The following is a 14,229-nucleotide window of genomic DNA, read 5'->3' as shown; positions in this document are numbered from 1 at the left end:
TAACAGTCACGCTACGTTCTTAGGGGAGAGTGGTACAGTGATGTATTCCACTCTTACCCGACCATTTTTTTGGTCAAAGATAATTACTATAGCAATCCTAAATGAGTTGTGTAATTATTGTAGGGGCAATCCCCCCGTGGTTGCCCCGATCGATCGGGGTAGGCACGGGGGCACTACCCTACAAATCTTCACAAATGATTTAGGATTGCTATATGACGTTACGCGAACTTCAAGACCGAGCACTGAGGTTGTCTGCCGAGGAGCGATGGCAGTTGATCGATGCCTTGATGCGATCGCTCCAACCGAAACCCCGATCGAAGGTGAAACCGAAGGGTTTAGCCGCTAGTTTAATTGGCATTGCGAAAACGGACGCGCCACCACCTACAGATGCAGAAGTAAAGGCAATGTTGGATGAGCGGTTAGTGCAAAAGTATCTGTAATGAAAGTTTTATTTGATACCAATGTTTTACTGTTTGTCACCTCAAGAACTGAGAAATCGGTTGCTCTAGCAGAGGGCTGAATAGGGAGCATCTCAGTTTTGTAAAAAGCATTTTTTTTATTGTAGTGCGAGCGTCCCCGCTCGCGTATTGTACAATACGCGAGCGGGGACGCTCGCACTGTAAATGCAAAACTGAGATGCTCCCGGCTGAATAAATTAGGCTATAGGTGTTTCATCCCCGGCTTCAAAGCGCGGAAATGAAACACTTACAAAATAAGGTAGAAAATATCTGTTATCCTTCTGCTTTTGACAAACGATCGAGAGAAATTGTTGCCGCCTTAGATACTTGAGAATTACTATCTTTTTCTAAGTATTTCAAGGCCGAAACGCTCTTAACACTCGGCAAATTGCCCAAAGCTTCAGCCAGCCTCTGGCGGATCAGCCAATCTTCCGACTGAGCAAAATTGAGGATGCGATCGATCGCCCCAATTTCCTTAATTTCCCCCAAAGCCGAAATGGCCGCCTGCTGGATCACCACTTGCTCGCTGTCGAGAGCTTTCAGCAGCACATCGCGGGCGCGGGGATCTTTGAGATTCCCCAGAGAAACAGCAGCGCTGAAGCGCACCAGCCATTGAGTATCTTCGTAAAAAGCCCGCACCAAAGCATCAAAAGCTCTGATATCTTCGAGATAGCCCAAAGCACCCGCAGCGTCAGCGCGAATGCCGTAATCCGGGTCAGTTTCTAGCAATTTGACTAGAATAGGATAGCACTCTGCTGTCGGTTTGACCCCGAGAGCAAACACAGCCATCGATCGCACTTGCAAACTTTCGTCGTTCAACACCTTTTTAATTAAAGGCACCGCCTCTGCAGCAGGCACATTCCGCAAGTTGGCCAAAGCCACCATTCGATCGGCTGAATTTTGGCTTTCTAACTTGGCTGCAATTTGCTCTAAGCTTAAAGTTGTCATTATGGATAAATCTTGTAGTAAAACTTTACATTCGGGTTATTTTGATTATAGGGGAGTCTCAGGAGAAAAGCAGGCAGTAAAAACCGCCCTGCGTATTTGAGATGAGTAAGATTGCGGATTAGTGACACCATTAATCTAAAGCTCAGATTGCGTGGAAATAATCAATTAGAAAGTCTATTATTTAAATCTCAAGCACAGGCGAGGTGTTTGTGCCGTTCCCTAAGGCTTTGCCCGATCGTTAGCCTCCCTCCGACAACCTGCCATCCACTATGCCGTTCTACCACCCGCCCTTTTACTCCTCAGCCTTAGAACAAGCGATCGATCGCTACCCCCTCACTGCCGGGCCAGAAACTTCCTTAGCAGTGGCGATCGCCCTGATGAGTCAGTTGCAAAACAGTTGTCCCCTAGTCAAAACACCTGTACCCTCAGACCGGGGGGCGATGACCGAAACAGCCGCGCCGGAAAAGGTGCGGGCCCGCTGCGTGTTCGTCGTGCAGAACCAGCAGACTATTACCACAGGCAACTTATCCGACAACCCCAGCCGCGGACTGTTAATCGGCATATTAACTCCCGCCGACCTAGTGAGGCTGATAGCTTCTGGCACAATAGACAGCCAGCACAAAGTAGCCCTGCACAAAATACCAATTTCCGAAGTGATGTCCCCGGTGTCGGTCTCCCTCACAGAATCCGATGACCAAGACGTGTTTACCGCCTTATCCTTATTTCGCCAGCACAAGATTCGCTATTTGCCGATCGTCAATCAATTTCGCCACTTGGTAGGAGTGCTGACACGGGAAAGAATTCGCCAAGTATTGCAGCCTTCAAACATTCTTAAATTGCGGCGGGTAGCAGAATTAATGACTACGCCAATTACAGCGCCCCACACCGCCTCGCTGCTGAGCATAACCGAACTGATGTCAGAGCATCAAGTCAGTTGCGTAGTGATTACAAAAAACAAAGAATTAACAATGGAGAAGCCCAAAGATGACTATACCTCCATTTTTCACTATTCCTTTCACCAACCCCTGGGAATTATTACCGAATATGACATTGTGCAGGCACAGTTTCTCGAACTAAATTTCAAGGAAACTCCAGCTCAAAAAGTCATGAGAACTCCCCTGCAATTTCTTCAACCTTCCGATTCCCTATGGACGGCGCACAAAGAAATGCAGCAGCAACAAGTGCAGCGGTTGGTCGTGTGCGGGGGGCGCGGAGAACTGTTGGGAATTATTACTCAGACCAGCTTGCTCAGAGTCCTCGACCCCACCGAAATGTACCGAGTGGTCAAACAGTTGCAGCAGTCGGTTTATCAATTGCAAGCCGAAAAAGTGGAACTGTTGCAAAGCCGCAATGCCAAACTGGAACAGCAGGTGCGGGAACGGACAGCAAAACTCCACGAACAATTGCAGCGCGATCGGCTGTTAACTCACATTTCCTTGCGGATTCACCAATCCTTAAACCTCGAAGAAATTCTCAACGCTAGCGTCGATGAAGTCCGCCAAGTTTTGCAAGCTGACCGAGTAGCCATCCTGCATTTAGAGTCCAGCAATTACGGCATTGTAGTGGCAGAATCCGTTGCCGAAAATTGGCCTTCAATCTTGGGAGAAATCATGCCGGATAATATTTGGCAAGAATCTGCTTCGGTGGTCGAACAGGAAATTTATGCGGTTCCAGACCTCGACCAAGCCCGTTTGAGCGCCGAAAAATATGCCCGGTTCCAGCAAGCGCAAATCAAAGCTTATTTGATTGTACCAATTTTGCAAGACGGCAATTTGTGGGGGATGATGTGTGTTCATCAGTGTTCCCAATCCCGTCAGTGGCAGCCTTCGGAAGTGGATTTGCTGCTGCAACTGGCAACTCAAATCGCGATCGCCATTCAGCAAGCCCAACTCTATCAGCAAGTCCAGAATCTCAACACCGACCTCGAACGCCAAGTCCAAGAACGCACCGCCGAATTGCAGCAAAAAGTTCACGAACTCCAGCATTTAAACGTCCTCAAGGATGAATTTCTCAGCACAGTTTCTCACGAACTGCGGACGCCTTTAGCTAATATAAAAATGGCTATTCATATGTTAAGAATTTCTCCCACACCAGATCGACGCCAGATTTATCTAGAAATTTTAGAAACAGAATGTACGAGAGAAACAGATTTGATTAATGCTTTGCTAGATTTGCAGCGGCTCGAAGCTGCAACTTGTCCGATCGACCTCGAACCAGTAAACTTAGAAGTCTGGCTGCCTACTATTATCGACCCGTTTTACACCCGGGCCCACGACCGCCACCAGGATTTGCGAGTAGAGTGCGATCGCCACCTCCCCACGATCAGTTCCAACCGCGCTAGCTTGGGACGAATTTTAGCCGAGCTCCTCAACAATGCCTGCAAATATACTGCCAATAACGGCGAAATTTTTCTGAAAGTTGAGTGCAAAAACGGAGACTGGGAACAAGGAGGACAAAGGACAGATGCGCGACAAGCAAGTGCTGTGGCTTCAGAAATCCAATTTACACTCAGCAATCAATCGTCCATTTCCATAGAGGAATTGCCTCGAATTTTTGAGAAATTTTATCGAGTTCCCAACGCAGATCCTTGGAAACAAGGAGGTACAGGTTTGGGTTTAGCTTTGGTTCAAAAACTTGTGGAACAGTTGCAAGGAAAAATTGAGGTTGAAAGCAGGAATGGCTGGACTAATTTTATCGTCACATTTCCTACCAACCCGGATGAAAATTAGTCCGCCATCAGTCAATTTGAGATTTGAGATTTTAGACTTCGGCCTAAGAGGTTCGGCGAGCGCGAGCGTCAAGTCGCGCTCAGTCTAACGATTTTAGATTTTCGATTTACTCCACAGACGAATCTGGGAGATTGAACAAGAGTCTAAAATTTTGGGATTTCCATGACCACGAATTTCAAAGGTGATACCCGCCACGTGATTTATCCGTGGAATCAATCCAAAATCGAAAATCAAAAATCCTCAAGAAAGAGCATTTATCCGTGGGGTCGCCTCTAAAATCTAAAATCTAAAATCTAAAATCGATTGACTCCTGTCGGGGGCTTGTATCCTTTTTTTTGGAGGTCATCTTTGTTGGGTATCACTCTTTTTTGGGAGCTAGTTTGCGGATACGAGACGGTGCTGGTGTCAAATTCAAATATTCATTTTTATCTTCAACAACTGACGATCTCGATGCTGGATACTTCTTGCGTTTAGGGGCATGATTCGCAACTGTTCCCAAGCATGGTATGCCAAAATTTTCTAATTGACTGAAAACTTTTTTGACTACAGAAAAGGAGACTTGGTGAATTGCTACAACCATCAGTATGCCATCGGTGCGCGCCGCTAAAAAATTCGTATCTTTACTGTCCGCCAGCGGCGGCGTATCGTAGATAACTAAGTCAAATTTTGCCTGAAGTTCTTCCATTAAATACTGCATCTGAGATGATGCCAGCCGTCTGGCAGTACCAGGATTCGGGAGACCGGCAGTTAATACAAAAAGATTATCTGCTAGATGCGATCGTTGGATAATTTCATTGGGTTCGTTTTTATGGTCGAGCAAGTTGCTCAATCCCTTGACATTAGGCAGTTCCAACAGCAAGTGCAGGCTGGGGGAATGCAAATTCGCGTCTACTAACAGCACTCGCTGACCCGCCAGCGCTGCCACGTGAGCTAAGTTTAAAGCAACGGTAGATTTGCCTTCGCCAACTGTAGCCGAACCAATTGCCAAAGAGCTAATCGTTCGATTTGAAGAAAGAAAGCGGATATTAGTATAAAGAGAGTCAAAAGCTTCTATAAATTCCGCAGCAATTTTCTTATTACCCTCTTTTCCTTCAAGATAACCATAAGCATTAGCAATAGAAGGCGGCAATTTTCTAGCATTTTTGTCAAGAGGAATTGCTCCCAATAAAGGCGGTTCAACCGCATCTTTAACGTCATCAGCACAGTAGAAAATATTGCGGAACTTTTCAATGAGGATAGCAGCTCCAAGACCCAACACTAGCGCCCCAACAACTGCCATCACAAATTTGTTTTTAGCTTTCGTGGCAACTGGAATCAGGTTGCCCTTAGCATCTCGCGGTATCCGTGGTTCAGAAATTATTTCCCAAGGTACTTGGCTTTGAGCTGCTTGGACGCGCAGAGTTTCCCGCTGGCTTAAAAGTTGATCGCGGGTGCGGGCGGCTACTTCTAATTGCTGTTGCAGTTCGTTGTAGCGGCGGGCTATGGTGGGGAATTCTGTTGCTTGTCGGTTTAAATTGTTTTTAGTTTGGCTGATTGCCTGACGGCGAGCTTCTAAGACTTGAACTTGGTTAGCAGTATCAACCAATTGTTTAATCAAGCCTATGCGAATCGAATTTTGAAAATTCTGAACTTTAGAATTGGCTTGGGTGCCTACTAAATTTTGCCCCAAAATTCGATCGGTTTGCTGGTTGAGCAAAGCTACTAAATTTGCCCGCTTGCGCTCTAAAGCTTCCACTATAGGGTTAGCAGATTTAAAACGAGCTGTTTCTACAGCAATCTGACCTTCTACTTCCTTAACCTTGGTCAGCAACTCTTTATATTGAGGTTCTTCGCTTAAAGCGGAAGCGGCAATAGCTTCATTTGGTGTAAAATCTAATTGTTTTTGCAAGTTAGCGTAAAGCGTTTTCTGTTCTTGCAGTAGCCTTTGAGTTTCTAACTCTAAAGTTTCTACGTTACGAACTTGCTCGATTAATTGCGCGCCTTGTTCTTGAGGATTGGTAATCTTTTGCTGCTCCTGTATCACCTGTAACTCCGATTTCAGCTTGTTTACGCGCTTACTGAGTGCCGGAAGCTGGTCTTCAATAAATTTAACACCTTGACCAATGCTAGTCTTGCGTTCGTCAAGACTGTACTTTAAATATTTCTGTTTAGTTACTTGTAAAACAAACTCAACTAATTTAGGATCAGTCCCCATGAAGCGAACTTCCAAAATTTTAGTCATCGTCCTCTCATCTTCTCCCATCCGCAAAACGAGTAATCCTTTTTGAAGAATTTCCTCGGTAACTTCTGGATATCGTTTTTGGACTTGTTTAACAATAGCCGACAGCATCTGAGGACTCTGGAGAATTTGAAGTTGAGTTGCGTAGTCCAAACTAAAAAAATCTCGATTAGGCACTCCCCCCCCATCGCCGCGATTGGCTAGGGCAGAGGGGTCAGCTATTCTGGCCTCCGTTGTCACGGGTTCCACTAGCAGCCGAAAATCGCCTTGATATGTTTTCTTGCCTCCCTTGATCTGATAAACAGCTCCAGCGCCTACTAGAGCTATAATCCCAATAATGATTAGGGCTTGTCGCTGAAAAGTCCTCAACAACGGCTTTAGATTCAATCCTTTCTGAGGCTGCGCGCTTAACTCTTCTCCCTCGTCAACGGAAAATTGCTGCACCTGTCGGCTCTGGTTGCTAATGGGTACGATATGAGCGTCCTGTTCTCTTTCCATGTTGACCTCTTTGATATTGTGTGGGTAAAATCAGCTTTCTTCTGCGAGCCTTCGGGTTGATACTTTGAGCATTGGCTTAAGGATATCACACGAAATTATTGGTTGGTCGAACCCACTTCCTTCTAATAGTTCTCACTACTTTCACATAGTATACAAAAATAACTAAATCCCTATGCTAGGCCGGCGGCAAAAGTTCTTTTACAACTGGTGGAGAGTTATATCAGACTGCATTTGGGGTCTGCTGCGTTGTCCTTGTATTTAGGGTTTCCGGGCGACGAAGCCAACTTTTTCAGGTGTCGCTCAGCTTCGCGACAGGGGGTTCAATAACTTTACCAAACTTTTACAATTGACCGGAACACCTCAGCCGCCGCTTGCGCTGGTATTGGTTTGTCCTCTATGCCATTTTTCGGTTCGCAGTCAACGGCAGAAGCACTTGTTAACTTACGCGCTAACTGACCGGCTAAAAAGTTTTGCATTTCCCATGTAGATATAATTAGCCACATTCAGCAGATTTTTTGGAACGGCAACTAATCCAATCAATTTCCGAGAAAAATCTGTTTCTTCTTTTAATTATAAACTTTTTGAGGAGTTGGATGACTGATTAAGTATATAGACTTAGTGAGCGTCATAATTATATCACAAACTACTCTCTCTAGTGCGCGACAGACATAAAATTTAATAATTTGTGTTCTCAAGCTCGATCGACATCTCGAACAACTCAAGCCTTCGCGGTTTTTCTACCGAGGCGGATGGCGCGGCGCGATTTATGTATTTTCGTAAAAAAACTAGGTTTCTGCATTCCGGGGCTATTACTAAAACTATCGCTTTGATTCGCCCTCCGAGCAAGCTATAGCAATCCTTTCGGGAAACGCGCCACGGGCTTTTTTGTGAATTAACCGATGCAATAAGAAGAGGACACATTGTTAAACAAAAAAAAGAGTTTGCACGTGATGGGAGGATTGCTATAGATATCGCCCGGATGAGCTATCGGTAGTTGTTGTTTTTGGATGTTACTACTTACCAACTACTCATTATTAGCGCTTACTGATTTTGTGCTTTTCTTTCTCGAAGTTTCAACAATATTTCTGCATGAACTTCGCGGGTTATGGGATAAAAATAGGTAAGAATCATGCCAGCAATTAAAGCAATGGTGGGCAGTGGCCCGATCGCAACTCGAATCGCAAAAAGCGCAGAATCTGGCTGTACGGGTGCAGGTTGTCCCGGAACGGTAGATAGAAATCCAGCTCCTTCTAATGCTTGGCCTACCAACCACAAACCCCCTGCCAATCCGATTTTTTGCAGCAGTACCATGAAGGAATAGAAAATACCTTCGCGTCTTTCTCCGGTTTGCAGTTCGTCGAGTTCGATCACATCCGGTATCATCGACCAAGGTATTAGATAAGCCGTGGAAACTCCGACACCTGCCATGACTGCTAATATGTACATTTGCAATACTTGTCCTGGTTGGAGGAAAAACAGTCCAGCTTGGGCAATAATCCACAAACTCATGCCCATAAAATATACGGCTTTTTTGCCGTATCTCTCGCTGACTTTACTCCAAACAAATAGCATGATTAATGCAGTGCCTTGAACTGCGATCGCAACCAAGCTAAAAACATACTGGGGCTGTTGCATCCAGTTAACAACAAAGTAGGGAATAATAGTAGCAGTCAACTGCACTCCCAGCCAAGAAAAAAGATAAATTCCAATGACGTACAAAAAAGGGCGATTGCTAAATGCAATCTGCAACTGTTCTTTCAGTGGCAAGGATGTAGAATTATCTAGTTCGGCGTTTTCTAATAGTTGGGCGGCGACGTGCTTGCGAGTTCCCAAAACGCACCAGTACAAAGGCAAGACAGAGATAACTGCACAGATTGCACCTAATACTAAATATTGTTGATTCGGGTTCTTTTCAAATACAGCAAAGATAATTAGAGCTAAGATTAATGACAAGATGCTGCCGCCAATGGAGAAAGCAAAGCGAAAACTATTAAGGCTAGTGCGTTCGTTGTAGTCTTGAGTAAGTTCTGGAGTCAGGGCAGTGTAGGGAAGATTGACAGCCGTGTACGCGGTGTTGAACAAAATGCTGATTGCAACATAGTACCAAAATAACACTGTGCGATCCGTGCTAGGTACAATCCACTGCAAGAAGAAGAATATGCCGAAGGGAATGCCACCATATATTATCCAAGGATATCGGCGGCCCCAAGGGTGAGAAGTGCGATCGCTCAAAACCCCCACAATCGGGTCATTTATGGCATCCCAAACCTTGCCAACTAACAAAATATTGCTGGCTAAGCCTGCAGGTAAACCAGCGACATTGGTAAAGAAAACTAGGAGGTAAAATGCCAAAACATTAGCGGTAATTGCCGGGCCGAGGTCGCCGGCACCGTAAGCTAATTTTGTTGAGAAACTGAGTTTTTGTGTTGCGGGGTTGTTGGCGGCTGGTGGAGGCGGGGAAGTGTTGCTCATAAACTTTGATTTCGAGATTTTTTGACAGTCACAGTCTTTCCAGTAGGAGTATAACTCACGCTACGCCCTAATACTAAGTTTTTTGTAGCGATCGGGATTATTCTGAAGATTTGGTAATTGATAATTGGTAATTGATAGATTTGTTGGGGCGGGTTCACCAACAATAATCGCCCCAAAACAAACAATCTCAAAAACCCGCCCCAACCCAACTTTCCAAGCCAAATGTCCGTTCAGATTTACGGTGGGGTGGGGGCGGGTTTATATGAATTGTCGGTCATTGTTATGTATGGTTTGTGAACCCGCCCCTACAACGTTGTGGTAATTCGAGCGATATCAATATACACAATACCCGTAGATACCGTAGCAGCTACGCACCATACAAGGGGCGGGTTTTACGCGAAATATCGATCGGTAGCTAAAGATATCCATAAACCCGCCGCCCACAGACTTAAGGAAATAGTTGCGAAATCTGAACTTCTATTTCTGGAAAGGCCAGCATTGACAAAACATCATCTTCATTAAATACTGTTTCTTGTCGGTAGTTTGCCTCGCCCGGTTCGCGAAAAACATAAACTTGCCGCGTGTTAACATCAAGTATCCAATAATCAGTAATTCCCGCCTTAGCATAAGCTGGTGCTTTCCGCTTCCGGTCTGTTTCTAAAGTCGTGTCAGCTATTTCTATTAATAAGAAAATATTGTCTGGTGCGGGATGAAAATCTTGGTACAGCCGAGGGTCGATTTGCACGCTCAGCAATATCCGGTTCTGGTTCTGAATTTATACTTAGAGTAACCGGGTCTTGGATGCGAATTAAAGCAAGTCCTGCCAGCAGACTTCTTAGATAGTCGGCTGCACAGAGATTAGTTGCTGCGTGGGGAGGATTTTTTGCACTCATTGAAATAATTTGCCCGTCAATTAATTCCACTCGTTCATCGGAATTGAGAATGCCAGTTTCGGTCATCCGGCGGTATTCGGCTACAGTCCACAAGCGTACATCTGTTACAGTCATGGCACAATTTCCTTTGGCGATATTATCTATTATCGATTAACATTCTAGTTTTTCTTAAATTGCTAGGTCAGCAATCTCGATTTAGCTGTAATTGCTCCCACACACCACAAAATGGCATTGACAATTTCCGATCGCTGAATATCTTCTGCGTCTAAAAAACTTGCAAACTCTTCCTCAATATTCAAATGGTCTGCAAAATCATAAAGTATGCGCTTGTATTCAGTTGGCATCGGTATTAAAGTAGCTTTCACTAAATCGAAAAGCGCGTTCAAACAGTTGAGAATAGTAGCTGACTCGTCAAAATCTTCGGCATCTAGCAAGTACAGCGTTTCTGCAATGTCGCAAATAGCGTCTATTTGTGTGGGTGGCTTTCCCAGTTCGCTGACATCGATATTGCACAATTGGAGAGCGTTAATCGCTAGTTCGGGACGAGTAAAAAATACAAGTTGACCGCCGGCTACTAAGGGCGGCTCTTGTTCTCCATAGACAATTAGAGTATATAGATTTGGTATTTCGGTGCCGGGGTCGATCCGGAAACCGAACAGCCACAACAATTTTTCTGTATTTGGGTTCGCTGTTTGCAGTGTTGTTGGGAAAATATTTGGTTCTGACATGAATTTTTAATCCCTATAATATGCTCTTAAACTCGGATTTTAGGGAGCATCTCAGTTTTGCATTTATAGTGCGAGCGTCCCCGCTCGCGATTTGTAGAATACGCGAGCGGGGACGCTCGCACTATAATAAAAAAAATGCTTTTTGCAAAACTGAGATGCTCGCGGATTTTACGCATTTTTGTGAGTGATCAATCTAAAGATAAACCGGGTGTAGAAGGCAATAGTGCGTATTTTTTTTCCTATAAATTCTGCTGGATTATGTCGCAGCATTCGGCAACAGTTGCTCTTTCTTCCATTGCTGCTACTAGGGCTTCGTAAGCTGATTTGTGGCTTTCGATCAGGTTTTTCGCTCGCAGCAAACCCCAGTTTTGTTTGAGTTGAATCTCTGAACTTGGACGGCGCAGTTGTGTTAAAATTGCACGAATTTTGGTGCGGTCTTCGGCTCCTCCTTCTGCACGGCCGTAAACAAATTTTTCGGCGACTATTCCGGCCATCCACACGGTGCAGTATTGATCTAAAAGTTGGGCAGAAAGAGTGCCAGTTTGGAGTTGAGATGCTAATTGTTCGTCTTCAAATCGGACGCCGCCTTGGGCTGTTTGACCTTGTTTAAATGCTTCCCAAGCGTTGAGGGCGTAGCTGGTTACGGGAATTCCCAACAGGTGCGCGACTAGGAAGTGTCCGGCTTCGTGGTGAAGGATACGATCGCGCTTTTGTTTGGAAGTTCCCCCCAGCCAATCTAATAAAATAGTACCGCCTTGACCTTGCCACTGGAAACTGTCAAGGGTGGCTAGCCCCAACAGGCAAAAAGTGGCGATCGCAGGTACGGCTTCTGGCAAGTTGAATAGGGGGCCCAACAATATTGAAACGGTGATGGCAAAGATAGAAATAGCGATAATATTCAAAGAAGTGTCTTTCATAATGGGAAATGGGTAACTGGGAATTGGTAATGGGTAATTTGTAATAGGGAATTGGTAATGGGAATTGGTTTTAGAGGTAAACTCAGGTACGATCGCGCGATCGGTTTGGCAGCGTCGGGGCGATCGCAGCACCCAGGACTTCCGACAAAAACACCACCTTCCAGTTTGACTGAAAATTGTCCCTCCGAAGCCACCGATATTAAAAAGATATTAAAATAAATCAAAGTCCAGTAAAAGTGTTAGTGGAATCCTTCATGTCAGTTTTGGCAGCGATCGCAGTTTTAGGTATCTTGATTGTCGTTCACGAACTCGGCCACTTCCTGGCGGCGAGACTTCAACACATCCACGTCAACCGCTTCTCTATCGGTTTCGGGCCCGTCCTCTGGAAGTACCAAGGCCCGGAAACTGAATACGCCCTCCGCGCCTTTCCCCTGGGAGGTTTCGTGGGTTTCCCGGACGACGATCCAGACAGTACAATTCCCCCAAATGACCCGAATTTGCTCAAAAATCGCCCCGTGCTCGATCGGGCGATCGTCATTAGCGCAGGGGTAGTTGCCAACTTAATTTTTGCTTATTTCCTGCTGGTGGTGCAATTGAGCACTGTCGGCGCTGCACAAATGAACTACCTACCGGGAGTTAAAGTCCCGGAAGTCGCTGCGGAAGTCAGTTCGGCCGCCAAACAAGCGGGAATTCGATCGGGCGACGTTGTTCTGTCTGTTGACGGCAAGGAATTGGGCGCTTCCGGCGAAGCAGTCAAATTATTGGTCGCAGCAATCCAAGATCATCCCAACCAACCCCTAGCGTTGGAAATTCAGCGCCAAGAACAAAAATTTGTGGTGACAGTAACTCCTGAAGAGTCGCCCGACGGCAAAGGTCGCATTGGCGTGCAGCTAACTTCTAACGGCACTGTGGTGCGGCAGCGGGCCGGATTTGTAGAGGCGTTTAGCAAGGCCGCCAAAGAATTTGAGCGGATTGTGGTGCTGACGGTTCAAGGCTTCGGGCAGTTACTTAGCAATTTCAGCCAAACTGCCGACAAGTTGTCCGGGCCTGTGGCGATTGTGGCGATTGGTGCAGGGATTGCCAAATCGGATGCTGCGAGTTTGTTTCAGTATGCGGTGTTAATTAGCGTCAATTTGGCTGTGATTAATATCTTGCCTTTACCTGCTTTGGACGGCGGTCAGCTAGCTTTTCTGTTAATAGAAGGACTGCGGGGCAAGCCTCTACCGAACCGCATTCAGGAAAATGTCATGCAGACTGGTTTGGTGCTGTTGCTGGGTTTGGGAATTTTCTTGATTATTCGCGATACAGCTAATTTGGCTGGGTTTGATTTGCGAAATTTCATGCAATAGTAAATGATATCAATTCCGGTTGCACCGAACTGATTGTTGACGGTTGACTGTATTAGGTAGTGCGAGCGTCCTCGCTCGCTAACAAAATCGCGAGCGGGGACGCTCGCACTGACCTTATCCAAATATACTATTCCGATGCAACCGGAAACGATTTAACAAATAACTCATAACAAATAACTCATAACAAATAACTCATAACAAATAACTCATAACAAATAACTCATAACAAATGACTAAAAAGTTAAGTTTAAAACAACGATCGCTCGAAATTCTGATTCGCCTCAAACGCCTCTATCCAGAAGCTCCTTGCACTCTCAACTACGCAACTCCCGTGCAGTTGCTGGTGGCGACGATTCTCTCGGCTCAGTGTACGGACGATCGAGTAAATTTGGTAACGCCCGCTTTGTTTGAGCGTTTTCCCGATGCGGTTGCTTTGGCAAATGCTGATATAGAAGAACTCGAAAGTCTCGTGCGATCGACTGGTTTCTACCGGAATAAGTCTAAAAATATTAAAGGTGCTTGTCAGGCGATCGTCAATAAATTTAACAATCAAGTGCCGCAGCGGATGGAACTGCTGCTAGAATTGCCCGGAGTTGCCCGCAAAACGGCTAATGTCGTTCTAGCCCACGCTTTTGGTATTAATATGGGGGTGACGGTAGACACTCACGTCAAACGTTTGAGTCAGCGGTTGGGATTGACCGAACATACCGATCCTATAAGGATCGAGCGGGATTTGATGATATTGTTGCCGCAGCCGGATTGGGAAAATTGGTCGATTCGGTTGGTTTATCATGGCAGGGCCGTTTGTAATGCGAGAAATCCGGCTTGCAATATTTGCGAACTTGCAGATTTGTGTCCTTCTGCTAATAGTTTGGTGTTGCACCAAGGTTAAGTACAGGCAAGATGCCTGTACCACAAAAATCTTGAGTTATTGCAGATTTGTACCCTGTTGCTAATAGTTAGGTGTTGCACAAATGTTAAGTACAGGCAAGATGCCTGTACCACAAAAATGTTGAGTT

At 45.5% G+C, this 14,229-nt stretch carries 13 protein-coding genes; 5 read left to right on the top strand and 8 right to left on the bottom strand.

What is annotated here, in order from left to right:
* The first annotated feature begins 212 nt into the window (after positions 1 to 212).
* On the top strand, positions 213 to 440 hold the full coding sequence (locus tag QT992_RS15955; RefSeq protein ID WP_106146537.1) for a hypothetical protein: 228 nt from the start codon (positions 213 to 215) through the stop codon (positions 438 to 440).
* Positions 441 to 731: 291 nt separating this feature from the next.
* Here the strand turns inward: QT992_RS15955 and QT992_RS15950 are convergent, their stop codons facing one another.
* Positions 732 to 1,406 carry a HEAT repeat domain-containing protein gene (locus tag QT992_RS15950; RefSeq protein WP_333342808.1) on the bottom strand — a complete coding sequence of 225 codons (675 nt, stop codon included), beginning with the start codon at positions 1,404 to 1,406 and terminating at the stop codon, positions 732 to 734.
* Between the two features lie 269 nt (positions 1,407 to 1,675).
* Here QT992_RS15950 and QT992_RS15945 point away from each other — a divergent pair, with 269 nt between their 5' ends.
* Positions 1,676 to 4,135, top strand: coding sequence for a CBS domain-containing protein (locus tag QT992_RS15945; protein ID WP_333342806.1), 2,460 nt, complete (start codon positions 1,676 to 1,678; stop codon positions 4,133 to 4,135).
* A 358-nt stretch (positions 4,136 to 4,493) separates the two neighbouring features.
* On the opposite strand, the gene QT992_RS15940 is transcribed toward QT992_RS15945, so the two are convergent.
* From QT992_RS15940 to QT992_RS15910, 7 genes are all read right to left on the bottom strand, one after another.
* Positions 4,494 to 6,851, bottom strand: coding sequence for a polysaccharide biosynthesis tyrosine autokinase (locus QT992_RS15940; protein ID WP_333322283.1), 2,358 nt, complete (start codon positions 6,849 to 6,851; stop codon positions 4,494 to 4,496).
* Positions 6,852 to 7,180: 329 nt separating this feature from the next.
* Positions 7,181 to 7,354 carry a hypothetical protein gene (locus tag QT992_RS15935; RefSeq protein ID WP_333342804.1) on the bottom strand — a complete coding sequence of 58 codons (174 nt, stop codon included), beginning with the start codon at positions 7,352 to 7,354 and terminating at the stop codon, positions 7,181 to 7,183.
* Positions 7,355 to 7,892: 538 nt separating this feature from the next.
* A complete protein-coding gene (locus QT992_RS15930) occupies positions 7,893 to 9,323 on the bottom strand; it encodes an MFS transporter (protein ID WP_333342802.1) in 1,431 nt (476 codons plus the stop codon).
* Positions 9,324 to 9,771: 448 nt separating this feature from the next.
* Complete coding sequence (locus QT992_RS15925) at positions 9,772 to 10,068, bottom strand: Uma2 family endonuclease (protein WP_333342800.1); 297 nt, start codon at positions 10,066 to 10,068, stop codon at positions 9,772 to 9,774.
* Entirely contained in the window at positions 9,992 to 10,330 is a 339-nt protein-coding gene (locus tag QT992_RS15920; protein ID WP_333342798.1) for a Uma2 family endonuclease, read from the bottom strand. Before QT992_RS15920 ends, QT992_RS15925 begins: the two co-directional genes overlap by 77 nt.
* Positions 10,331 to 10,392: 62 nt before the next feature.
* Positions 10,393 to 10,944 (bottom strand): hypothetical protein, encoded by a 552-nt coding sequence (locus QT992_RS15915; RefSeq protein WP_333308202.1) that lies wholly within the window; start codon positions 10,942 to 10,944, stop codon positions 10,393 to 10,395.
* A 239-nt stretch (positions 10,945 to 11,183) separates the two neighbouring features.
* Positions 11,184 to 11,861, bottom strand: a complete 678-nt coding sequence (locus tag QT992_RS15910) for an ATP-dependent Zn protease (RefSeq protein WP_333318283.1) — start codon at positions 11,859 to 11,861, stop codon at positions 11,184 to 11,186.
* Positions 11,862 to 11,918: 57 nt separating this feature from the next.
* Between QT992_RS15910 and QT992_RS15905 the strand changes: the two genes are divergently transcribed.
* From QT992_RS15905 to nth, 3 genes are all read left to right on the top strand, one after another.
* Complete coding sequence (locus tag QT992_RS15905) at positions 11,919 to 12,080, top strand: hypothetical protein (protein ID WP_333221131.1); 162 nt, start codon at positions 11,919 to 11,921, stop codon at positions 12,078 to 12,080.
* A gap of 35 nt (positions 12,081 to 12,115) precedes the next feature.
* On the top strand, positions 12,116 to 13,210 hold the full coding sequence (rseP, locus tag QT992_RS15900) for an RIP metalloprotease RseP (protein ID WP_333318285.1): 1,095 nt from the start codon (positions 12,116 to 12,118) through the stop codon (positions 13,208 to 13,210).
* A 229-nt stretch (positions 13,211 to 13,439) separates the two neighbouring features.
* A complete protein-coding gene (gene nth / locus QT992_RS15895; RefSeq protein WP_333337863.1) occupies positions 13,440 to 14,102 on the top strand; it encodes an endonuclease III in 663 nt (220 codons plus the stop codon).
* Positions 14,103 to 14,229: the final 127 nt, after the last annotated feature.

Source organism: Microcoleus sp. T3_D1 (genome assembly GCF_036700405.1).
Taxonomy (GTDB): Bacteria; Cyanobacteriota; Cyanobacteriia; order Cyanobacteriales; family Microcoleaceae; genus Microcoleus.
This window is presented reverse-complemented; position numbering and strand designations above follow the sequence as displayed.

Coding starts and splice junctions, on each gene's coding strand:
- QT992_RS15955 (WP_106146537.1), top strand. CDS start 213: ATGACGTTACGCGAACTTCAAGACCGAGCACTGAGGTTGTCTGCCGAG.
- QT992_RS15950 (WP_333342808.1), bottom strand. CDS start 1,406: ATGACAACTTTAAGCTTAGAGCAAATTGCAGCCAAGTTAGAAAGCCAA.
- QT992_RS15945 (WP_333342806.1), top strand. CDS start 1,676: ATGCCGTTCTACCACCCGCCCTTTTACTCCTCAGCCTTAGAACAAGCG.
- QT992_RS15940 (WP_333322283.1), bottom strand. CDS start 6,851: ATGGAAAGAGAACAGGACGCTCATATCGTACCCATTAGCAACCAGAGC.
- QT992_RS15935 (WP_333342804.1), bottom strand. CDS start 7,354: ATGTGGCTAATTATATCTACATGGGAAATGCAAAACTTTTTAGCCGGT.
- QT992_RS15930 (WP_333342802.1), bottom strand. CDS start 9,323: ATGAGCAACACTTCCCCGCCTCCACCAGCCGCCAACAACCCCGCAACA.
- QT992_RS15920 (WP_333342798.1), bottom strand. CDS start 10,330: ATGACTGTAACAGATGTACGCTTGTGGACTGTAGCCGAATACCGCCGG.
- QT992_RS15915 (WP_333308202.1), bottom strand. CDS start 10,944: ATGTCAGAACCAAATATTTTCCCAACAACACTGCAAACAGCGAACCCA.
- QT992_RS15910 (WP_333318283.1), bottom strand. CDS start 11,861: ATGAAAGACACTTCTTTGAATATTATCGCTATTTCTATCTTTGCCATC.
- QT992_RS15905 (WP_333221131.1), top strand. CDS start 11,919: ATGGGAATTGGTTTTAGAGGTAAACTCAGGTACGATCGCGCGATCGGT.
- rseP (WP_333318285.1), top strand. CDS start 12,116: ATGTCAGTTTTGGCAGCGATCGCAGTTTTAGGTATCTTGATTGTCGTT.
- nth (WP_333337863.1), top strand. CDS start 13,440: ATGACTAAAAAGTTAAGTTTAAAACAACGATCGCTCGAAATTCTGATT.